This window comes from Streptomyces sp. SAI-135 (assembly GCF_029893805.1).
Taxonomy (GTDB): Bacteria; Actinomycetota; Actinomycetes; order Streptomycetales; family Streptomycetaceae; genus Streptomyces.
This window is the reverse complement of sequence record NZ_JARXYP010000002.1, coordinates 2004262-2024914: the sequence shown is the minus strand read 5'-3', so window position 1 is coordinate 2024914 and position 20653 is coordinate 2004262. Positions and strand designations below refer to the sequence as shown.

The 20653-nt window shown below is 71.3% G+C and carries 18 protein-coding genes; 13 read left to right on the top strand and 5 right to left on the bottom strand.

The features are described from left to right. The first annotated feature begins 11 nt into the window (after window positions 1-11). The 7 genes from M2163_RS13595 to M2163_RS13565 all read left to right on the top strand — a co-directional run bounded on the left by M2163_RS13595 (window position 12) and on the right by M2163_RS13565 (window position 6967). A complete protein-coding gene (locus M2163_RS13595) occupies window positions 12-1076 on the top strand; it encodes a WYL domain-containing protein (RefSeq protein WP_280852531.1) in 1065 nt (354 codons plus the stop codon). Next, window positions 1073-1363, top strand: coding sequence for a hypothetical protein (locus M2163_RS13590; protein WP_280852532.1), 291 nt, complete (start codon window positions 1073-1075; stop codon window positions 1361-1363). The genes M2163_RS13595 and M2163_RS13590 overlap by 4 nt, the downstream gene beginning before the upstream one ends. 28 nt (window positions 1364-1391) lie before the next feature. Then, complete coding sequence (locus M2163_RS13585; protein ID WP_280852533.1) at window positions 1392-1586, top strand: hypothetical protein; 195 nt, start codon at window positions 1392-1394, stop codon at window positions 1584-1586. A 258-nt stretch (window positions 1587-1844) separates the two neighbouring features. Further along, window positions 1845-2135 (top strand): Sec-independent protein translocase subunit TatA, encoded by a 291-nt coding sequence (gene tatA / locus M2163_RS13580; protein ID WP_053850562.1) that lies wholly within the window; start codon window positions 1845-1847, stop codon window positions 2133-2135. A 48-nt stretch (window positions 2136-2183) separates the two neighbouring features. After that, window positions 2184-3143, top strand: a complete 960-nt coding sequence (tatC, locus tag M2163_RS13575; RefSeq protein WP_280852534.1) for a twin-arginine translocase subunit TatC — start codon at window positions 2184-2186, stop codon at window positions 3141-3143. A gap of 31 nt (window positions 3144-3174) precedes the next feature. Continuing rightward, a complete protein-coding gene (locus M2163_RS13570) occupies window positions 3175-4065 on the top strand; it encodes a diacylglycerol kinase (RefSeq protein ID WP_280852535.1) in 891 nt (296 codons plus the stop codon). A gap of 40 nt (window positions 4066-4105) precedes the next feature. Continuing rightward, window positions 4106-6967 carry a DEAD/DEAH box helicase gene (locus tag M2163_RS13565; protein ID WP_280852536.1) on the top strand — a complete coding sequence of 954 codons (2862 nt, stop codon included), beginning with the start codon at window positions 4106-4108 and terminating at the stop codon, window positions 6965-6967. Window positions 6968-7036: 69 nt separating this feature from the next. Here the strand turns inward: M2163_RS13565 and atzF are convergent, their stop codons facing one another. The 4 genes from atzF to M2163_RS13545 are packed head-to-tail and all read right to left on the bottom strand — an operon-like array spanning window position 7037 to window position 13783. Further along, window positions 7037-8683: an allophanate hydrolase gene (atzF, locus tag M2163_RS13560; RefSeq protein WP_280852537.1), complete on the bottom strand. Its 1647-nt coding sequence runs from the start codon at window positions 8681-8683 to the stop codon at window positions 7037-7039. 14 nt (window positions 8684-8697) lie between these two features. Further along, window positions 8698-12282: a 5-oxoprolinase/urea amidolyase family protein gene (locus tag M2163_RS13555; protein WP_280894077.1), complete on the bottom strand. Its 3585-nt coding sequence runs from the start codon at window positions 12280-12282 to the stop codon at window positions 8698-8700. Continuing rightward, complete coding sequence (locus tag M2163_RS13550; protein WP_280894076.1) at window positions 12279-12962, bottom strand: urea amidolyase associated protein UAAP2; 684 nt, start codon at window positions 12960-12962, stop codon at window positions 12279-12281. Before M2163_RS13550 ends, M2163_RS13555 begins: the two co-directional genes overlap by 4 nt. After that, the gene (locus tag M2163_RS13545; protein WP_280894075.1) at window positions 12959-13783 is read right to left on the bottom strand and encodes an urea amidolyase associated protein UAAP1; all 825 of its coding nucleotides are present in this window, start codon (window positions 13781-13783) and stop codon (window positions 12959-12961) included. The genes M2163_RS13550 and M2163_RS13545 overlap by 4 nt, the downstream gene beginning before the upstream one ends. A 361-nt stretch (window positions 13784-14144) precedes the next feature. On the opposite strand from M2163_RS13545, the gene M2163_RS13540 reads away from it, so the two are divergent. From M2163_RS13540 to M2163_RS13515, 6 genes are all read left to right on the top strand, one after another. Beyond that, the gene (locus M2163_RS13540) at window positions 14145-14783 is read left to right on the top strand and encodes a TetR/AcrR family transcriptional regulator (protein WP_280894074.1); all 639 of its coding nucleotides are present in this window, start codon (window positions 14145-14147) and stop codon (window positions 14781-14783) included. Between the two features lie 281 nt (window positions 14784-15064). Next, the gene (locus M2163_RS13535) at window positions 15065-16654 is read left to right on the top strand and encodes an ATP-binding protein (protein WP_280894073.1); all 1590 of its coding nucleotides are present in this window, start codon (window positions 15065-15067) and stop codon (window positions 16652-16654) included. Further along, window positions 16651-17058 (top strand): roadblock/LC7 domain-containing protein, encoded by a 408-nt coding sequence (locus M2163_RS13530; RefSeq protein WP_007380839.1) that lies wholly within the window; start codon window positions 16651-16653, stop codon window positions 17056-17058. The genes M2163_RS13535 and M2163_RS13530 overlap by 4 nt, the downstream gene beginning before the upstream one ends. Further along, entirely contained in the window at window positions 17055-17477 is a 423-nt protein-coding gene (locus M2163_RS13525) for a DUF742 domain-containing protein (protein ID WP_280894072.1), read from the top strand. The genes M2163_RS13530 and M2163_RS13525 overlap by 4 nt, the downstream gene beginning before the upstream one ends. Next, a complete protein-coding gene (locus M2163_RS13520) occupies window positions 17458-18078 on the top strand; it encodes an ATP/GTP-binding protein (RefSeq protein WP_280894071.1) in 621 nt (206 codons plus the stop codon). Before M2163_RS13525 ends, M2163_RS13520 begins: the two co-directional genes overlap by 20 nt. A 111-nt stretch (window positions 18079-18189) precedes the next feature. Further along, window positions 18190-19647 carry a cytochrome P450 gene (locus M2163_RS13515; RefSeq protein WP_280894070.1) on the top strand — a complete coding sequence of 486 codons (1458 nt, stop codon included), beginning with the start codon at window positions 18190-18192 and terminating at the stop codon, window positions 19645-19647. 16 nt (window positions 19648-19663) lie between these two features. Here the strand turns inward: M2163_RS13515 and M2163_RS13510 are convergent, their stop codons facing one another. Further along, on the bottom strand, window positions 19664-20608 hold the full coding sequence (locus M2163_RS13510; RefSeq protein WP_280894069.1) for an RluA family pseudouridine synthase: 945 nt from the start codon (window positions 20606-20608) through the stop codon (window positions 19664-19666). Between the last annotated feature and the right edge of the window lie 45 nt (window positions 20609-20653).

Genomic DNA, 20653 nt, shown 5'->3' with positions numbered 1-20653 from the left:
GGAAGAGAACTGTGGCAGGCAAACCGGTCAGGCCCACGAACGCCATCGACCAGACCCGGCGGATGCTCTCGCTGGTGACCTATCTGAAGGAGCGTCCCGGAGCGCGCGTCGAGGACGTGGCCCGCGCCTTCGGGATCACCGAGGACGAGCTGGTCTCCGACCTCGATGTGCTGCCCATGTGCGGCACCAGCTTCCGCGGCGGCGATCTGCTCGACATCGACACCGACGGCGAGCGCATCTGGTGGCACAACCCGGCCGCCCTCGGCGAGGAGACCGCCGAGCCGCTCCGGCTCGCCGCCGACGAGGCGACCGCGCTGCTGGTGGCCGCCCGCGCGGTCGCCACGCTGCCCGGTCTCAGGGAGGGCGACCGGCAGGCGCTGCTGCGGGCCACCGCCAAGGTGGAGACCGCGGCCGGTGAGGCAGCCGGTGCCAGCGCGCGGCTGTCGGTGACCTTCGAGTCGGAGGGCGGCGTCTTCGCGGACGTCGACCGCGCCATCGCCGAGCGCCGGCGCCTGTGGATCCGCTACTACTCGCCGGCCCGTGACGAGCTCACCGAGCGTGAGATCGACCCGATCCGCCTGGTCAGCGTCGGCCACACCTATGTGGAGGCGTGGTGCCGCCGCTCCGAGGCGCGGCGCACCTTCCGGCTCGACCGGGTTGCCGAGATCAAGATCCTCGACGAGCCGTCCGCGCCGCCCGAGGTGGAGCTCAGGGACCTGTCGGAGGGGCTGGTGCAGCCCGCGGCCGAGGACCCCGAGGTGGTCGTCGAGGTCGGTCCCGGCGGCCGCTGGGTCGCGGAGTACTACCCGCACGACAGTGCGGATGAGCTTTCCGACGGCGGGCTGCGTATTACCCTGCGCACCCCCGACCCGGCGTCGCTGCGCAGGCTGGCGCTCCGGCTCGGCCGCGACGGCCGCATCGTCGCGCCGCGCGACCTCGCCGACAGCGCCCGCGAGGCGGCCCGCGAGGCGCTCGCGGCCTACGACGGGGTCGAGGCGCAGGGCGCGCACCCGGTGGACGCGGGGCGCGACAGGCAGGACGACGGGCAGTACGACAGGCAGGAGCAGGGGCTTTGAGCGAGTCGGCGACGTCCGGTGCGGGCATCACGGTGGCTGCCGCCTTCGCGGGGATGAGAAGTGCGGCTCCGGTGACCTTCAAAGCGGGCTGCCCGGACTGCCGGGAACGCTTCGAGCTGGCCGCCAGCGCGTTCCGCCTCGCCATCGGCGCGACCAGCCGCACCACCTTCTACTCCTTCACCTGCCCCGAGTGCGGTGCGGCCGTCCGCAAGCCCGCGGGGGAGCGGATCGTGGAGCTGCTGACCGGCGGCGGCGTGCGCACACTGCGGCTGCACTCCACCCTCTAGACCCTCGGGACCCACTAGGCTCGGTGTCATGTTCTGGCCGATGTTCGCGGTAGCTGTGGGTTTCGTGGGTCTCGCCGTGCTCGGTGTGCTCGCCGTCCGGGTCTTCCTGGAGGCGCAGCGGCTCGGGCGCCAGGTCGCGGACTCCGCACAGCGCATCAGCCGGGCGGCGGAGGACCTGGAGCGGGCGGCGGTGAGCACGGCCCGTTCTGTGGACTCGCTGTGAGTACGGCTGAGAGTTGGGTGTGAGTCGAGCGGCGCATGCGTTTTGGGCCACTTCGACCTGTCACCGTGGCAGGGTCGGCAGGTACGCTGCTGGTCGCGGTCCGGATAACGAGGCTCGGCCGCGAACCGGGAGTACGCACAGGGATTGCCAGGCGTTCACCCCTGAGCGTTACGATCGCTGCCAGCACGACTGATCGGACACTTGTCCGACCGGTCGGACAGCACCCCACAAGCCGCCTCGGTGAGAAGGTAAAGACTTATGTTCGGAAGGCTCGGCGCCCCCGAGATCATTCTCATCCTCGTCGTCATCATCCTGCTGTTCGGCGCGAAGAAGCTTCCCGACATGGCGCGCTCGCTCGGCAAGTCCGCCCGCATCCTCAAGAGCGAGGCCAAGGCGATGAAGGAGGAGGGCGGCAGCAACACGGCCACCCCGGCCGGCCCGCCCAGCACCGACGAGCAGAACCCGGCTCAGCGCACCATCCAGGCCGCCCCCGGCGACGTGACGAGCTCGCGCCCGGTCACCGAGCCGACGGACACGACCAAGCGCTGACGCGGGGCCGGTGACCACCGGCCCGCCCGCACGAGATGGGAACGTGGGTTGCTCAAGTCTGCCCGCAAAGAGGAGAGGGATCCCGAGGGGCGGATGCCTCTCGCGGATCACCTTCGTGAGCTCCGCAACCGGCTCGCGAAGGCGATGCTGGCCATCGTCCTTGTCACGGTCGTCGCCGCCTTCTTCTACAACGACATCATCAACTTCCTGACGAAGCCGATCCTGGACTCGATCGGGTGCAGCAAGACCTTCGAGGAACTGGCCAAGGCGTCGTCGGACGACAGCACGCAGAAGTGTGCCCGGATCACCATCAACGGCCTTCTCGCGCCGTTCACGCTGGCCCTCCAGGTCTCGCTGACCGCGGGTGTCGTCCTGGCCTCGCCGATCTGGCTGTACCAGCTCTGGGCGTTCGTGGCCCCGGGTCTGCACCGGCACGAGAAGAAGTACGCGTACGCGTTCGTGTTCACCGGTGCCCCGCTGTTCATCGGCGGCGCCTACTTCGCGTACTCGGTGCTCCCCACCACCGCCAAGGTGCTGATCGACTTCACGCCGAGCGGCAGCATCGACAACCTGCTCCCGCTCGACGATCTGCTGCAGCTCGTCACCCGCATGGTGATCGTCTTCGGTCTCTCCTTCGAGTTGCCGCTGCTGCTGGTCATGCTCAATCTCACCGGCCTGATCACCGGCAAGCGAATGCTCGGCTGGTGGCGGGGCATGATCATGGGCATCACCGTGTTCGCCGCCGTCGCGACCCCGAGCACGGACCCGCTGAGCATGCTCGCGCTGGCCGGCCCCATCTGGGTGCTGTACTTCTTCGCGGTGATGTTCTCCCTGCTCAACGACCGCCGCAGGCGCCGCCGCGAGGCCGAGGGACCCGCCGACGACGAGGCATCCGACCTGGACCTGACCCCCGAGGCCATCGGCGAGGTCGAGGCCGTCTCGGCGAGCCGGGCGCTGCCCGAGCAGTCGGCCACGGACCGGGTCAACGGTTATGACGACGTGACCTGACGACCGGCGAGCGGCTCGTAAGGTCACTTCCGTGACCAGCGAGATCACCCTCTTCGTCAACCCCACCGCGGGCCGCGGCCGGGGCGCCCACGCGGCGCAGCCGGCCGCTTCCGCGTTGCGGGCCGCGGGCTTCGCCGTGCGGACCGTCCTCGGCGAGGACGCCACCGACGCCCTCGCACGCGCGCGTGCCGCCGTCCGGGACGGCACCGGAGCCCTCATCGCGGTCGGCGGCGACGGCATGGCGAACCTCGCCCTGCAGGCCGTGGCCGGCACCCGCACCCCCTTCGGCCTGGTGGCGGCAGGCACCGGCAACGACTTCGCCCGGGCTCTCGGGCTGCCGGTGCGCGACCCCGCCGCCGCGGGCCGGCTGATCGCCGAGGCCCTCAAGGAGGGCCGCGTCCACGACACCGACCTGGGCCGGATCGGCGACCACTGGTTCGGCACCGTCCTCGCCTCCGGATTCGACTCCCGCGTCAACGACCGCGGCAACCGCATGAGATGGCCCGCCGGCCGCCTCAAGTACGACCTCGCGATGCTCGCCGAACTGGCCGCCTTCCGGCCCCTCCCGTACCGGATCACCCTCGACGACGGCCGGGTCCGTGAGGTCGAGGCGACCCTGGTGGCCGTCGGCAACGGATCGTCGTACGGCGGCGGCATGCGGATCTGCCCGGGGGCGGACCTCACCGACGGACTGTTCGACATCACCGTGGTCGGCGACTGCACCCGCAGCACCCTGCTGCGGGTGTTCCCGAGCGTGTACCGGGGCACCCACGTCGACCATCCCAAGGTCACCGTGGTGCGGGCCGCGAAGGTAGGGATCGCCGCGGCGGGCGTCACGGGGTACGCGGACGGCGAGCCCCTTGGACCCCTGCCGCTGAGCGCGCGCTGCGTCCGCGGCGCGGTGTCCGTGGTGGGCCCGTGAACTGGGCGAAGGGCAGGTTTGGCGGACCTGGATCCGGATAATGATCGTCCTGTTGTCAGTGGTGCCGGGTACGCTCGAAAGCACGATGACAGAGGACCTCTCACCGGCCGAGCGGTACGCGGCAGCCCGCCTGCGGGCAGCCGAGCAGGCCACCGCGCTCGCGGGCTTCCGCGAGATGTACGACTTCGGTCTCGACCCCTTCCAGATCGAGGCCTGCAAGGCTCTCGAGGCCGGCAAGGGCGTGCTGGTGGCCGCCCCCACCGGATCCGGCAAGACGATCGTCGGCGAGTTCGCCGTCCACCTCGCCCTGAAGCAGGGCAAGAAGTGCTTCTACACCACGCCCATCAAGGCGCTGTCCAACCAGAAGTACGCGGACCTGAGCCGCCGTTACGGCGCGGACAAGGTCGGCCTGCTCACCGGCGACAACAGCGTCAACTCCGACGCCCCCGTGGTCGTGATGACCACCGAGGTGCTGCGGAACATGCTGTACGCGGGCTCGCAGACCCTCCTCGGCCTCGGCTACGTGGTCATGGACGAGGTGCACTACCTCTCCGACCGCTTCCGGGGCGCCGTGTGGGAGGAGGTCATCATCCACCTTCCCGAGTCGGTGACCCTGGTGTCGCTGTCGGCGACCGTGTCCAACGCCGAGGAGTTCGGCGACTGGCTCGACACCGTCCGCGGCGACACCCAGGTGATCGTCTCCGAGCACCGGCCCGTCCCGCTGTTCCAGCACGTGCTCGCCGGGCGGCGGATGTACGACCTGTTCGAGGAGGGCGAGGGCAACAAGAAGGCCGTCAACCCCGACCTCGTGCGGCTGGCCCGGATGGAGGCTCAGCGGCCCTCGTACCAGGACCGCAGGCGCGGCCGGGCGATGCGCGAGGCCGACCGGGAGCGCGAGCGGCGCCAGCGGTCGCGGGTGTGGACGCCGAGCCGGCCGGAGGTCATCGAGCGGCTGGACGCCGAGGGGCTGCTGCCCGCCATCACGTTCATCTTCAGCCGCGCCGCCTGCGAGGCGGCCGTGCAGCAGTGCCTGTACGCGGGACTGCGGCTGAACGACGACGAGGCGCGGGGCCGGGTGCGCGACCTCGTCGAGGAGCGCACCGCGTCGATTCCGCACGAGGACCTGCACGTCCTCGGGTACTACGAGTGGCTGGAGGGCCTGGAGCGCGGTATCGCGGCCCACCACGCCGGCATGCTGCCGACCTTCAAGGAGGTCGTCGAGGAGCTGTTCGTACGCGGCCTGGTCAAGGCCGTGTTCGCGACCGAGACGCTCGCGCTGGGCATCAACATGCCCGCACGCTCGGTGGTGCTGGAGAAGCTCGTCAAGTGGAACGGCGAACAGCACGCCGACATCACGCCCGGCGAGTACACCCAGCTGACGGGGCGTGCGGGGCGGCGCGGCATCGATGTCGAGGGCCACGCGGTGGTGCTGTGGCAGCGCGGCAGCAGCCCCGAGCACCTGGCGGGACTCGCGGGCACGCGCACGTACCCGCTGCGCTCCAGCTTCAAACCGTCGTACAACATGGCGGTCAACCTCGTGGAGCAGTTCGGGCGGCACCGCTCGCGCGAGCTCCTGGAGACGTCGTTCGCGCAGTTCCAGGCCGACAAGTCGGTCGTCGGGATCTCCCGGCAGGTCCAGCGCAACGAGGAGGGGCTCGACGGCTACAAGGCCTCCATGACCTGCCACCTCGGCGACTTCGAGGAGTACGCGCGGCTGCGCCGCGAGCTCAAGGACCGGGAGACGGAGCTGGCCCGGCAGGGAGTCGCCCAGCGGCGCGCCGAGGCGGCCGTCGCACTGGAGAAGCTCAAGCCGGGCGATGTCATCCACGTGCCGACCGGCAAGTACGCCGGTCTCGCGCTGGTCCTGGACCCGGGCCTGCCCGCCGGCCGGTCCAACGGCCACCGGGGCTTCGACCACCACGACGGCCCGCGGCCGCTGGTGCTGACCGCCGAGCGGCAGGTCAAGCGGCTCGCGTCGATGGACTTCCCGGTTCCGGTCGAGGCGTTGGAGCGGATGCGGATCCCCAAGTCCTTCAACCCGCGCTCGCCGCAGTCCCGTCGGGACCTGGCCTCCGCGCTGCGGACGAAGGCCGGGCACATCCCGCCGGAGCGGGCGCGCAAGCAGCGCTCGCAGGCCGCCGACGACCGCGAGATCGCGCGGCTGCGCACGGCGATCCGGGCGCACCCCTGCCATGGGTGCAACGACCGCGAGGACCACGCCCGCTGGGCCGAGCGCTACCACCGGCTGCTGCGCGACACCTCGCAGCTGGAGCGGCGCATCGAGGGGCGCACGAACACGATCGCGCGGACCTTCGACCGGATCGTGGCCCTGCTGACCGAGCTGGACTACCTGCGCGGCGACGAGGTCACCGAGCACGGCAAGCGGCTGGCCCGGTTGTACGGCGAGCTCGATCTGTTGGCCAGTGAATGCCTGCGGGAAGGGGTCTGGGAGGGCCTCGGCCCCGCCGAACTGGCCGCGTGCGTCTCGGCGTTGGTGTACGAGGCCCGGGTCGGCGACGACGCGATGGCGCCGAAGCTGCCGTCCGGGAAGGCCAAGGCGGCGCTCGGTGAGATGGTGCGGATCTGGGGGCGGCTGGACGCGCTCGAAGAGGACTTCCGGATCAACCAGACCGAGGGGGTGGGCCAGCGCGAGCCCGACCTCGGGTTCGCCTGGGCCGCCTATATGTGGGCCTCGGGGAAGGGGCTGGACGAGGTGCTGCGGGAGGCGGAGATGCCGGCCGGGGACTTCGTGCGGTGGTGCAAGCAGGTGATCGACGTGCTGGGGCAGATCTCGGCGGCGGCGCCGGTTTCCGGGGGCGGGGGTTCCACGGTCGCGAAGAACGCGCGCAAGGCCGTTGATCTGCTGCTGCGGGGGGTTGTGGCCTACTCGTCGGTGGGGTGATGTCGCGTCGGCGGGCGCGGGCTGGCTGTGGCTTGTCGCGCAGTTCCCCGCGCCCCCAGGTGGGCTGCGCTACTCGGCGTTCAGATAGGGCCGCCAGCCTCCGTGCTCCGTGATGTCCTCGGCGTTCTCGAGAGCGCCGGGTTCGCACAGGAATCCGGGGACGTGGGTGCCGTCCGACAGTTCCACCCTGCCCAGCGTCATCGGGCGGGGGAGGGCCGACAGGAGACGCCCCAGGCCCTCCGCCGGGAGGCGCCACACCTCCGCCTCGATCTCCGCGCCGCCCTCGCCCACGTGGACCAGGCCCGGCTTGGGCGGGTCCGTTTTCAGGGCGTGCAGGCGGTAGACCGGGGCCGTGGTCGTCGTACGGTCGTAGCGCGCGCCCAAGGACAGCAGTTGGGGGTTCAGCGGCTGGCCCGTCAGGTGGGCGCCGACCACCGCGAGGCGGGTCTCCGGCCGGAGCAGGCTCGCGATCCTGGCCAAGCGGTCGTCGGTGTGCGCCGGGCCGATCAGCATGACGCCGAACGGGAGGCCGTTCACCTCGCCCGCCGGGACGGCGGCAGCGGCCAGGTCGAAGAGATTCGTGGAGTTGGTGAAGCGGCCCAGGCGGGCGTTGGCGCCCAGCGGGTCGGCGGCGACCTCGGCGAGGGTGGGATGGCCGGGGGCGGTGGGCAGGAGAAGGGCGTCCGCGTCGGCCAGCTCCTCCAGGGCTCGGGCCCGCAGGGTGCCCAAGTGGTCCATGTCCGCGTAGAGCCGGTGGGCCGGGAGGTCTCGGGCCCCGGTGATGATGGCCGCGACCGTGGGGTCCAGGGACGCGTCGTCCGCTGCTGTCGCCTTGTCGACAAAGGCTCCCACCGCTGTGTAGCGCTCGGCCACGAACGCGCCCTCGTAGAGCATCGCCGCCGCCTCCGTGAAGGGCGTGAGGTCGAGTGTGCGCACGGACGCGCCGGCCGTGATCAGCTGGTCCACCGCCGCCTCGTACGCCGTTGCCCAGCCCTCGTCCAGCTCACCGAGCTGCTCGCGCGCGGGGACGGCGATCCGCCAGGGGCCGGGGCGACGGCCGGGCTGCGGCGGGGCGATGCCGGTCGCCATGTGGGACAGCACCTGCTCGGCCTCCGGGAGGGTGCGGGCGAACACCGTCACGCAGTCGATCGAGGCACAGGCCGGCACGACCCCGGCCGTGGATACCAGGCCACGGGTGGGCTTGAGGCCGACGATGCCGTTGAAGGCGGCCGGGACCCGGCCCGAGCCCGCCGTGTCGGTGCCCAGGGCGAAGTCGACGACGCCCAGCGCCACGGCCACCGCCGAGCCCGAGCTGGAACCGCCGCTCACCCTCGCGGGGTCGTGGGCGTTGCGGACCGCGCCGTACGGGGAGCGGGTGCCGACCAGGCCCGTCGCGAACTGGTCCAGGTTCGTCGTGCCGAGGACGATCGCGCCCGCCGCGCGCAGCCGGGCGACCACCGGGGCGTCGGCTTCCGGGCGGTAGGCGTACGACGGGCAGCCCGCGGTGGTGGGCAGTCCGGCCACGTCGATGTTGCCCTTCGCGGCGAACAGGCGGCCCGCGAGGGGGAGCCGCTCGCCCCGCGCGAGCCGTTCGTCGACAGCCCGGGCCTCCTCCTCGACCTCCTCCCGCGGGCGCAGATCGATCCAGATCTCGGGGCGGTCCACGGCCTCGACGCGGTCGTAGGCGGCACGGACCCGGGTGACGGTGCTGGACATGGCTCGCTCCTCTTTCACTGTGCGGGCGGGGCCAGGACGAGCAGTGCCGTCCCCGCCTCCACCTGGTCGCCGGGCCGGGCCAGGATCCGGGCGACCACACCGGCCGCCGGCGCGTGCACCCTGGACTCCATCTTCATCGCCTCCAGGGCGAGGAGCGGCTGTCCGGCCGTCACCTCGTCGCCCGGCTCGACGTTCAACTGCCATACGGAGGCGGCGAACTCGGCCTCGATCAGCCGGCCGCCCGCAGGGACCGCGATGTCGGCGACGGCAGCCGCGGGCGAGGACACCGACTCGGCCCGCGCGAACTCGCCCGCCGCCTCCCACGCGTCCCGCTCCCCGGCGAAGGCCGCCTGCTGGCGGGCCCTGAACTCCGCAATGGACTCGGCGTGTTCGGCGAGGAAGGCCTGGTACTCGGCGAGCGAGAAGGTGCCCTCCTCGATGCGGGGCACGAAGCGGCCGGACGTGATGTCGGCCCGCAGCTCCAGGAGTTCGTCCGCGTCCACCGGATACCACTTGATGCGGTCGAAGAAGCGCAGCAGCCAGGGTGAGCCCGGCTCGAACGCGCCGCGCTGCTGCCAGGGCGACCACACCTGCGTCGTACGGCCCACGAACTGGTAACCGCCGGGGCCCTCCATCCCGTAGACGCACAGGTACGCCCCGCCGATGCCGACCGAGTTCTCGGCCGTCCAGGTGCGCGCCGGGTTGTACTTCGTGGTCACCAGGCGGTGGCGCGGATCGAGGGGGGTGGCCACCGGGGCGCCGAGGTAGACGTCGCCCAGGCCCAGGACGAGGTACTCCGCGTCGAAGACCGTGCGGTGGACGTCGGCCACCGTGTCCAGGCCGTTGACGCGGCGGATGAACTCGATGTTCCACGGGCACCAGGGGGCGTCGTCGCGCACGCCCGCCATGTAGCGGGCGATCGCCTCACGGGTGGCCGGGTCGTCCCAGGAGAGCGGGAGGTGGACCGTGCGGGACGGGACGACCAGTTCGTCCGACGGGGGCAGGGACGCGGTGATCTCCCGTACGGCCGCCAGGAGTTCGTCCTGGGGCAGCCGGTTCGGGTCCGTCCGGATCTGGAGGGAGCGGATGCCGGGGGTCAGGTCGGTGACGCCGTCCGGGCCCTGTGCGGCGACCGCCTCCATCAGCGCGTGGACGCGCATGCGCAGCGCGAGGTCCAGCTGCATGGGGCCGAACTCGACCAGCAGGTTGTCGTCGCCGCTGCGGCGGAAGGTCACGTCGCCGTCGCGGGCGAGGATGCCGCCGTCCACGATCGCCGGGCGCGCCGAGCCGTCGGTGTCCACCGGGACGAAGCGGACCGTGTCACCGGGGCGCAGCTGCCCCAGCTTCCAGCGCTCGGTGCTGATGACGGTCGCCGGACACACGAACCCGCCCAGCGAGGGCCCGTCCGGGCCCAGCAGCACCGGCATGTCACCCGTGTAGTCGACCGCTCCGACCGAGTACGGGGTGTCGTGGATGTTGGACGGATGCAGGCCGGCCTCGCCGCCGTCGGCGCGGGCCCAGCGGGGCTTGGGGCCGACCAGGCGGACCCCGGTGCGCGCCGAGTTGAAGTGGACCTTCCAGTCGGCGGCGTAGAAGTCCCTGATGTCGTCCTCGGTGAAGAACTCCGGGGCGGCGTGCGGGCCTTCGACCGCGGCGATGTGCCAGGTGGAGGGGAAGGAGGGGCGGTCCCCGACGGGTGTGCCGGCGGCCCGGCCTCCCTCGTGCGGTGTGTCGCTCGTCCGTGGCGTCCGGTGGCTCTCGCGCGGTGTGTCGCTCGTCCGTGGCGTCCGGTGGCTCTCGTGCAGAACGTCACCCGTGCGCAGCGCCCGGCCGCCGTGTCCGCCGAAGCGGCCCAGCGTGAAGGTGCTCGCGCTGCCGAGGAAGGCGGGGACGTCGAGGCCGCCCGCGAACAGGACGTAGGTCCGCAGGCCGTGCTCGGCGGGCGCGCCGACCTCCAGGACCCCGCCCGCGGGCACGGTCACCGGCTCCCACTGCGCCACCGGCGTGCCGTCGACGGTGACCGGGGCCGGAGCGCCCGTCACACAGACGGTCGTGGAGTGCGTGAACCGCAACGACGGTCCCTGCAAGGTGCATTCGAGACCCGGCGCCCCCTCCGGGTTGCCCAGTGCCTGGTTGCCGAGCCGGAAGGAACGGTCGTCCATCGGGCCGCTCGGCGGGACGCCGACCTGCCAGTAGCCGGTGCGGCCGGGCCAGTCCTGGACCGTGGTCAGGGTGCCCGCGGCCACGACCTCGACGCGCGGGGTCGGGTCCTGGATCCCGGAGAGGGTCGCCGTGCTGTGGGCGGACCTCCTGAAGCCGCTGTCGGCCAGCGCCGCACGGACCAGGCCCAGGTTGGTCTCGATGCCGTCGACGCGGGTGCGCTCCAGAGCCTCGTCCAGCCGCCGGAGCGCATGGGCGCGGTCCGGGCCGTACGCGATGATCTTCGCGAGCATCGGGTCGTACGACGTCGTCACCTCGGTGCCGGTCTCCACCCAGCCGTCGACGCGGACCCCGGTGGGGAACTCCACCCGCGTCAACAGGCCCGCGCTGGGCCGGTGTTCGCGGGAGGGGTCCTCGGCGTAGACGCGGGCCTCGACGGCGTGGCCGCGCGGGGGCCCCGGTGCGCGGACGACGTCCCGCTCGCCCCGGGCCAGGCGGAGCATCCAGGCGACCAGGTCGACGCCGTAGATCTCCTCGGTGACCGGATGTTCCACCTGGAGACGGGTGTTGACCTCCAGGAAGTAGGCCTCTTCCCGGGCGGCGTCGTAGACGAACTCGACGGTGCCCGCGGAGCGGTAGTCGACGCAGGCGCACAAGTCGCGTGCGCTTGCGGCAAGTTGTTCGCGGACGTGGGCGGGGAGCCCGGGTGCGGGAGCCTCCTCCACGACCTTCTGGTTGCGGCGCTGGAGGGAGCAGTCGCGGTCCCCGAAGGTGACGACCGTGCCGGCGCCGTCACCGAAGACCTGCACCTCGACATGGCGGGCGCGCTCGACGAGCCGTTCCAGGAAGACGCCGGCGGAGGAGAAGGAGGCGGCGGCCACGCGCTGCACCCGGTCCCAGGCGTCGGTCAGTTCGGCGGCGGAACGGCAGGCCGACATGCCGATGCCGCCGCCTCCACCGGTGGCCTTCAGCATGACGGGGTATCCGATGGCCCCGGCGGCGTCGAGGGCTTCGTCGAGCGAGGACAGCAGGCCCGTTCCCGGCGCCAGCGGCACCCCGGCCGCCTGCGCCGCGGCCCGTGCCGTGTGCTTCGCGCCGAACAGCTCCAGTTGGGCAGGGGTCGGTCCGACGAACACGATCCCCGCGTCCTCGCAGCGGCGGGCGAAGGCGGCGTCCTCGGACAGGAAGCCGTAGCCGGGGTGGATCGCGCCGGCGCCGGTGTCCTTGGCCGCCTTCAGCACCAGGTCGGGGTCGAGGTACGACTCCTTCGCGGGCGCGGGGCCCAGTCGTACGGCCTGGTCGGCGAGCCGGACGTGGGGTGCGGCTCGGTCGGCGTCGGAGTACACGGCGACGGTGCGCAGGCCCAGTTCGCGGGCCGTGCGGAGGATGCGGACCGCTATTTCGCCCCGGTTGGCGACGAGGAGGGTGTCGAAGGTCATGCGTCGGCTCCGGGTGTCTCTGTGGCCGTGGCCGTGCGACCGGTCGTGGCCGTGGGGCCGGTCGTGGCCGTGGGGCCGGTCGCGGTTTCCGTGGTCCCGATCGTCATCGCGACGGGAGTCGGGTCGAAGCCGTTGCAGGGGTTGTTGATCTGGGGGCAGTTGGAGACGAGGACGAGGACGTCGCGTGCGGCGCGCAGGGTGAGGGAGAGGCCGGGAGCGGAGATGCCGTCGACGATGCCGAGGGTGCCGTCCTTCTCGACCGGGACGTTCATGTACCAGTTGATGTTGGAGACGAGGTCGCGCTTGCCGAGTCCGTGTTTCGCGCCCTCGGCGAGGAAGTTGTCCACACACGCGTGCTGCGACCAGGTGTGATGGCCGTAGCGCAGGGTGTTCGACTCCTTGGAGCAGGCGCCGCCGACCGTGTCGTGGCGGCCCACGTCGTCGGCGGTGACCGTCATGAGCGCGGTGTGCTCGTTGGACATCAGCACACTGCCCGTGGTGAGGAAGATCCCGCCCTGCGCCTGGATGGTGTCGGGGGCGCTGTACCGGACCGCCGTGTCGTGGGCGTCGTAGACGAGGAAGTCGACGGCCTGGTTGCCGCGCAGGTCGGTGACGGTGAGCGTCTCGCCCTCGCGGACGACGCAGGACCAGGCGGCGCGTGCCGGAACCACGGTCTTCATGCGCGTCCCTTCGAGGCGAGGAATTCGGCGGTGTTGAGGAAGGCGCGGCGGCCTTCGGGGGAGGCGTCCCAGAGGGTGTCGCCGGGGCGGGTGGGCTCGGCATGCCAGGCGAGCACTTCGAGGGGGGTGCTGACGTATTCCGGGCGCGGGTCCGCGGGATGGGGCACGTTCGCGATCAGTACGGTCACGTCCTGCTCGGCGCGGAGGGTGACGCTGCCGCCGGGGCCCGCGGAGCCGGTGAAGTCGAGCGTGCCGTCCTCCTGGATCAGGACGCCCTGGAAGAAGGAGAGGGAGGGCGGGAGATCGCGGGGTTCGAGGCCGTTCTTCGCGGCCGCCAGCTTGAAGAGCTCGCGGCCGGCGGGGGAGGGGCTGTGGGCGGTGCCGTCGCCGTAGCGCTCGGTGTTGCGGACCAGGGTGGAGGTGCCGCACAGGGCGTCGTGGCGGCCGGAGGTGTCGGCTACGACGCTCGCGAGGACGCGGCCCTGGTCGGACAGGAGGAGCTGGCCCTCGCCGAGGTAGGCGTTCCACTGGACCTTGACGGTGTCGGCGACGTTCAGGCGCTCCCAGGGGCGGCCGTCCGCGTACAGCAGGAGGTGGGCGCAGGCGTCTCCGTGGAGGTCGGTGAGGCGGAGTTCGGTGCCGCGGGCGAGGACGCGGTGGGTGTAGTTGCCGCCCGCGACGGTCTCCGCCCACACCAGGGGGCCCGCCGCGGGGGGTGGGTCCGGCCAGTCGCCGGCCGGCACGACGGGCATGGCCTCGGCGCGGGTGCCCTCCTGGGCGCGGGCGTGGTCTCGGGCTCCGTACGTGGTCTCTGTGGCCATGCGGACCTCCGGCTCCGGGGGGTGTTTCTGTCGCTTGACAGAAATTAGGGGTGGGGTTGGTCGGGGGGATTGCTCGGGTGTTGCGGGGGAGTTACCGGGCGCTCACGGGGGGGCAGAGGGTCGGGGGGGGGGCTTCGTCGGGTGCGGGTTGGTGGGGGCTGGTCGCGCAGTTCCCCGCGCCCCTGGGTGGGTTGGGGTGTGCCGGGGTTCGGTGCTCGCCGTGGGTGCTGCGGCCCTGCGTGCTCTGGCGCCGAGTGCTCGGGCGCCGGGTGGTCGGGCGTCGACTGCTTGGGCGCGGAGTGCATGCGCGCAGAGTGCTTCGGCGTCGAGTGCTCGGGCCCCGTGTGCGAGGATCGAACGCATGGGTACGACAGGTGGCGCGGAGTCCGGTCGGCGGGTCGGGCGGCCGCGGGCGGCGCGGCGGCCGGACAGTGGGCTCGCCCCCCGTGAGGAACTCCTCGTCGCCGCGGCCGAGTTGTTCACCACCCTGGGCTATGCGGCCACCAGCACCCGGGCCGTCGCCGAGCGGGCCGGTATGCGCCAGGCATCCATGTACCACTACGTCTCCGGCAAGGAGGAGCTCCTCGCCGAGCTCCTGGAGTCCACCGTCACGCCTTCACTGACGTACGCCCGTGAATTGCTCGCCGACGACACGGCACCGGCCGAGAAGCGGCTGTGGGAGCTGTGCCGCGCGGACGTCGAGGTGCTGTGCGGTGGGCCGCACAACCTCGGCGGGCTCTATCTGCTGCCCGAGGTGCGGGCCGAGCGGTTCGCGGGCTTTCATGCCGTGCGGGCCGAACTCAAGGATGCCTATCGGCAGTTGCTCGCCGCGACGACGGCCGGCGGCACCCTGGCCAAGAGCGAGCTGGAGCTCCGTACGGACCTGTTGTTCGGTCTGATCGAGGGCGTGATCCTCGTCCACCGTTCCGACCCCGAGCGCCCGGTCTCGGTGTTCGCGGAGGCCACCGCGGACGCTGCACTGCGCATCGCCGGAATCTGAGGGGTTGCGGGTCGGCTCCGGCCGAAAAGCATTCTTCACCTGTCACAGTGAGTGAAATTCGCATGCGTGTGCGCCGTGACGCACGGTGTTCGAAACAATCCCCAGCGTGTAAATGGACCGAGAGTACTCCGATCGCAATGCCCGTTTCAGGCGCTTGCGGAATATGACACGGCGATGATCCGGTCGGACTAAGCTCGCCCGCAGCGCACCGAGTTGATGTGTATTCGTGCGCTTGTTCCCTATATGTACGACTCCACGTCGATACGTCTCAGAGGGCCCACATGGTGAGTGTTCAATCCCCCCCAGGACGCCGTGAACTTCCCTATGCGCGCGTACTGTTGCTGCCCGCCATAGTCATGGCCGCGGCGACCGGGGCCAGCGTCGCGCTGGTGCAGCAGCCCGCCAGGGCCGCCGTCGGCTGGTGCGGTGCCATCGCCACGCTGCTGGTGATCGCAGTGGCCGCCGAAGCCGTCCGGCGCGGTCGCGAACTGCGTGAGCAGCGACTCGAGCACATCCGTGACACGGCTCATCTGAAGCAGCGCATCGCCGACAACGACCAGGCCATGGTCCGGTTCGCCAAGGAGATCGCGCCCACCGCACTGGACTGGCTCCGCCGCGGAAGTTCCCCCGGAGAGGTGATTCGCCGACTCGGTGAATACGACCCCGCGTGGGCTGACCTGCCCGAGCCGCAGATTCGGCTGCTGAAGACGGTGCTCACCATCGTCGACACCGAGGAGATCATGCGTGACGCCGCGCAGCGCTCCTTCGTGAACATCGCCCGCCGCGTCCAGGCCATCGTCCACCAGCAGGCCAACGAACTGCGGGAGATGGAGGAGGACCACGGCCGCAACCCCGAGGTCTTCGACGACCTCCTGCGCATCGACCACGGCACCGCGCTGATCGGCCGGCTCGCAGACTCCATCTCCGTGCTCGGCGGCGGCCGCCCCGGTCGGCAGTGGCCCGAACCCGTCGCGCTGTACAGCGTGCTGCGCGGCGCCATGTCCCGGATCCTGGAGTACCGGCGCATCGACCTCTCCTCGATCGCCAAGGTCAACGTCAAGGGCACCGCCGTCGAACCGGTCATCCATGCCGCGGCCGAACTCCTCGACAACGCCACGCGCTACTCCCCGCCGCAGAGCAAGGTGCACGTCACCGCCACCGAGGTGCAGACCGGCGTCTGCATCGAGATCGAGGACGCCGGCGTCAGCCTCAGCGAGGAGGCCCGCCTGCGGGCCGAGGGCATGCTGGAGCGGGCCAAGGCCGGCGTGGACTTCCAGGACCTCGGTGAGTCGCCGCGCCTCGGCCTCGCCGTCGTGGGCCGGCTCTGTCAGGCGTACGACATGCAGGTCTCGCTGCGTGCCTCCGCGTACGGCGGCGTCCGCGCCATCCTCGTCGTGCCCAGCGACATGCTCACCGACGAGCCCGGCGTCGGACTCGCCCACGGCATCGGCGCCACCGCCGTGCCCAAAGCCGAACTCGGCGCCCTGCCCGGCCCCAAGCGCACGATCAAGAAGCGGCGGCCCACCAGCCCCAAGTTCACGACACCGGTGTCCATGGAGGACGACGTCCCCGAGGTCACCGAGTGGACGGCCAACGGGCTGCCGCAGCGCCGCAGCCGGGTCAAGACCTCGCTCACCCAGCGCTACGCCGAGCAGGCCGAGATCGAACGAGCCGAACGCGAGGGCCGGCCGACGATCTGGTCGACGGCCCGCCGTGAACCCGAACCCGAGCCGAAGCCGGACGACACACCGCCGGGCCTGTGGGTCCAGGCGTTCATGGACGGCCTCAAGCGCCCCACCGCTTCCACAGCCAGTCAGCCGACCGACGAACCGGCCCGTACCGAGGCCGAAGACGAGGGGAACCTCAAGTGATCCAGCAGCGAGGCAACTTCGACTGGATGCTCCAGGACCTCGCCAAAGGCGTACCGGGCATCCAGATGATCGTGGTGCTCTCCGCCGACGGCCTGCGCATCGCCCGTCACGGCGGTGATCCGGACACCGCCGACCGCGTCGCCGCGGCCTGCGCGGGCCTGCAGAGCCTGGCAGGCGCGGTCGCCGGGGAGATCCCCGGCAGCGACGGCAAGATGAAGATGGTCCTGATCGAGATCCACGGCGGCTACTTCTACCTGATGGCCGCGGGCCCCAACGCCTATCTCGCGGTGCTCTCCGACATCATCACCGAACCCGGCCACATGAGCGCCCGCATGAGCGATCTGGTCGTCCGCATCGGCGCGCACCTCACGAGTCCGCCCCGACGCAACGGGCAGACCGTATGACTCCTCCGCAACGCCGACGGCGATTCTCCAAGGCCAGCCCGGAACCGACCCCACAACCCCCGCAGGAGGGCCAGGGCCCACCCGAGGGACCGAAGAAGAACCCCGAGCGGCTCTACGTCATCACCGGCCCCGACGGAGCCGAGCGCTCGGAGCTCGACCTGGTCACCTTAATCGTGGCGCACGCCGACCCACCGCCCTCCGCCACGCCCGAGCAGGCGGCGCTGCTCCGGCTCTGCACGGCCCCCCTGTCCGTGGCCGAGCTGTCGGCCTATCTCAGCCTGCCGTTCAGCGTGGTGACCGTCCTGCTCACCGAGCTGCTGACGGCCGAACTGGTGACGGCGCGCGCCCCGGTGATCCGCCAGGCGCTCGCCGACCGTTCCCTCCTCGAAGCGGTGATGCATGGACTTCAAAGGCTCTGACACCATCCCCGGTCCGCGCACCGAGGACCACCTGCCCCACACGGCCCAGGCGGCGGTGAAGATCGTCATCGTCGGCGGCTTCGGCGTCGGCAAGACGACCATGGTCGGCTCGGTCAGCGAGATCAAACCGCTGACCACCGAGGAGACCATGACCCAGGCCGGCATCGGGGTCGACGACGACTACGGCTCCGAGACCAAGACCGCCACCACCGTGGCCATGGACTTCGGCCGCATCAGCATCACCGAGCAACTGGTGCTGTACCTCTTCGGAACCCCCGGCCAGGAGCGCTTCTGGTTCCTGTGGAACGGCCTGTTCGAAGGCGCACTCGGTGCGGTGGTCCTGGTGGACACCCGACGCCTCGAAGTCAGCTTCGACGTCATGGACCGCCTGGAGGAACGGGGCGTTCCCTTCGTCGTCGCCGTCAACACCTTCCCGGACGGCCCCCGCCACGCGATCGAGGACCTGCGCGCCGCGCTCGACCTCAGCGAGGACATCCCCATCGTCGAGTGCGACGCCCGCCGACGGGCGTCCAGCCGGGACGTGCTGATGACCCTGATGCGGTTCCTGCACTCGCTGGCGGTGGAGAAGGCTCCTGTGTGAGCCCGAGACGCACGACTTCCCCGACGCTCCCGGCCGCACTCGAACCGTTCGGGCCGGGGCAGCCCACGACTTTCCTCAGACCAGATCGACCTCAGCTCCGGAGCGACCATCGTGACGCCTGAATCCTTTTCCCCGGCCGGTATTGATCACCCCACGGCCACGCCGCCGCCCGGCTGTCCCGCGCACGGCGTCGGCCCCGGTGGACTGCGTCGGTTGTACGGCCCCGGGGCGGAGAACCTGGAGGCCGTGTACGAGGAACTGCGTGCCGAGCACGGGACCGTGGCTCCCGCTCTGGTGCACGATGACGTGCCGATCTGGGTGGTGCTCGGTCACAGCGAGAACATGCACCTGGTGCGTACCCCCTCGCACTTCAGCCGTGACACCCGGTTGTGGGGCCCCATGCAGGACGGCACCGTCAAGCCGGATCACCCGCTCATGCCGCACCTTGCCTGGCAGCCGCTGTGCTGCCACGCCGAGGGCGACGAGCATCTGAGGCTCCGTGGCGCGGTCAACGGCGCCATCTCGACCATCGACCACCGTGGGGTCCGCCGCCACATCAACCGCGCGACCCAGCACCTCGTCAACAAGTTCTGTGAGCGGGGCAGCGCCGACCTGGTCAGCCAGTTCGCCGAGCGCCTGCCGATGATGGTGATGTGCGAGATCCTCGGCATGCCCGACGAGTACAACGACCGGATCGTCGAGGCCGCTCGCGACCTGCCCAAAGGTACCGAGACAGCCATCGCCAGCAACGAGTACATCATGGGCGTCCTGATGCGGCTGACGGCCCGCCGCCGGGCCGAACCCGAGGACGACTTCACCAGCCACCTCATCAATCACCCCGCCCGGCTCACCGATCAGGAGGTCAGCCAACACCTGCGGCTCGTCCTGATCATCGCGTACGAGAGCACCGCCAACCTGCTGGCCAACGTACTGAGGGTGGTGCTCACCGACCCGCGGTTCCGTGCCCAGTTGAACGGCGGGCAGATGACGGTGCCGCAAGCGGTGGAGCAGTCCATGTGGGACGAACCGCCGTTCAGCACCATCCTTGGATACTTCGCCAAGCAGGACGCCGAGTTGGGTGGTCAGCGTATTCGCAAGGGCGACGGCCTGATCCTGGGTATCGCTCCGGGCAACGTCGATCCGCGTGTCCGTCCCGACACCAAGGCCCACATGCACGGCAACCGTTCCCACCTCGCCTTCAGCGGAGGCCCCCACGAGTGCCCGGGCCAGGACATCGGCCGTGCCATCGCCGATGTCGGCGTCGACGCGCTGCTGACCCGGCTTCCCGACGCGGAACTCGCCTGCGACGAGGACGAGCTGGAGTGGGAGGAGACCATCTCCAACCGGCACCTGGTGGCCTTGCCGGTGAAGTTCGCGCCGAAGCCGCAGCAGGACGTCATGGCCCGCCCCGCCCACCCGGCCCCGTCCCAGCGCCGCACCGACTGGCAGGTCAGCACACCGCAGCGGGAGCCGGAGGCCCCGGTGGCCACCGCTCCGGCGCCGGTGCCCGAACAGCCTGTACGGCTTGGGGCGTTGCAGCGTCTGCTGCGCTGGTGGCGTGGCGAGTGAGCCGAGGGGACCGGAGCTACCCGGCCGCCCATTCCTCGTACGACGACCAGGCCCGCAGCACCCGCGGGCTGACGAACCGGTGCTCGCGTCCCGTGACCGGATCCGTGAACGTCAGTACGCGCGCGAGCAGTTGGAGGGGACGACGGAAGTCGCCGGGTGGCACGGGGGCGGTGACCACCGGGTAGAGGGGGTCGCCGAGGATCGGGACACCCAGAGCGCTCATGTGCACCCTCAGCTGGTGCGTCTGCCCGGTACCCGGCGTCAGCCGGTACCGGGCCAGCTCGCCACGGTGTTCCAGCAACTCGATCCGGCTGACGGCGTTGGGCTCGCCCTCGACCTCCCGGGCCGCCAGGATGCCGCGCTCCTTGACGATGCGACTGCGCACGGTGCGGGGCAGGGCGAGCGCGGGGTCGTACGGGGCCACGGCTTCGTACTCCTTCGCCACGAGCCTGTCCCGGAACAGCGACTGATAGGCGCCACGCTCCTCGGGTCGCACGGTGAACATCACCAGGCCGGCTGTCAGCCGGTCCAGCCGGTGCGCGGCGCCCAGCGTGGGAATGGCCAGCTCCCGGCGCAGCCGTGCCAGGGCCGTCTCGGCGACATGGCTGCCGCGCGGGGTGGTGGCGAGGAAGTGCGGCTTGTCGGCGACCACCAGGTGTTCGTCCCGGTAGATGACGTCGATGGGGAACGGGACCCGCTCCTCGTCCGGCATCTCCCGGTGGAACCACACGGACATGCCCGGCACGTACGCCGAGTCACGTGTCACCGGGCGTCCGGTGGCATCCACGATGTGGCCGGCCTCCAGCATCCCGTCGATCACCTCGGCCCCGGCCGCGAGCCGCGCCACGAGATGGTCTCGCACGGTCGCCCAGGAGTCGCCGGGCGGCAGCCGCACCCGCACCGGATCGACCCCGTCGCGCTGGGGCAGGGGAGGGGGCGGGGCTGGAGTACGGCGTCTCATCACGATCAAGCGTACGAGGCGGAGCCGACAACCGAGACGCTGGCG

Excerpts from the sequence above, each read along its gene's own strand:
- M2163_RS13585 (WP_280852533.1), top strand. The coding sequence starts at position 1,392 with ATGTTCTGGCCGATGTTCGCGGTAGCTGTGGGTTTCGTGGGTCTCGCC.
- tatA (WP_053850562.1), top strand. The coding sequence starts at position 1,845 with ATGTTCGGAAGGCTCGGCGCCCCCGAGATCATTCTCATCCTCGTCGTC.
- M2163_RS13565 (WP_280852536.1), top strand. The coding sequence starts at position 4,106 with ATGATCGTCCTGTTGTCAGTGGTGCCGGGTACGCTCGAAAGCACGATG.
- atzF (WP_280852537.1), bottom strand. The coding sequence starts at position 8,683 with ATGTCCAGCACCGTCACCCGGGTCCGTGCCGCCTACGACCGCGTCGAG.
- M2163_RS13555 (WP_280894077.1), bottom strand. The coding sequence starts at position 12,282 with ATGACCTTCGACACCCTCCTCGTCGCCAACCGGGGCGAAATAGCGGTC.
- M2163_RS13550 (WP_280894076.1), bottom strand. The coding sequence starts at position 12,962 with ATGAAGACCGTGGTTCCGGCACGCGCCGCCTGGTCCTGCGTCGTCCGC.
- M2163_RS13545 (WP_280894075.1), bottom strand. The coding sequence starts at position 13,783 with ATGGCCACAGAGACCACGTACGGAGCCCGAGACCACGCCCGCGCCCAG.
- M2163_RS13540 (WP_280894074.1), top strand. The coding sequence starts at position 14,145 with ATGGGTACGACAGGTGGCGCGGAGTCCGGTCGGCGGGTCGGGCGGCCG.
- M2163_RS13535 (WP_280894073.1), top strand. The coding sequence starts at position 15,065 with ATGGTGAGTGTTCAATCCCCCCCAGGACGCCGTGAACTTCCCTATGCG.
- M2163_RS13525 (WP_280894072.1), top strand. The coding sequence starts at position 17,055 with ATGACTCCTCCGCAACGCCGACGGCGATTCTCCAAGGCCAGCCCGGAA.
- M2163_RS13520 (WP_280894071.1), top strand. The coding sequence starts at position 17,458 with ATGGACTTCAAAGGCTCTGACACCATCCCCGGTCCGCGCACCGAGGAC.
- M2163_RS13510 (WP_280894069.1), bottom strand. The coding sequence starts at position 20,608 with ATGAGACGCCGTACTCCAGCCCCGCCCCCTCCCCTGCCCCAGCGCGAC.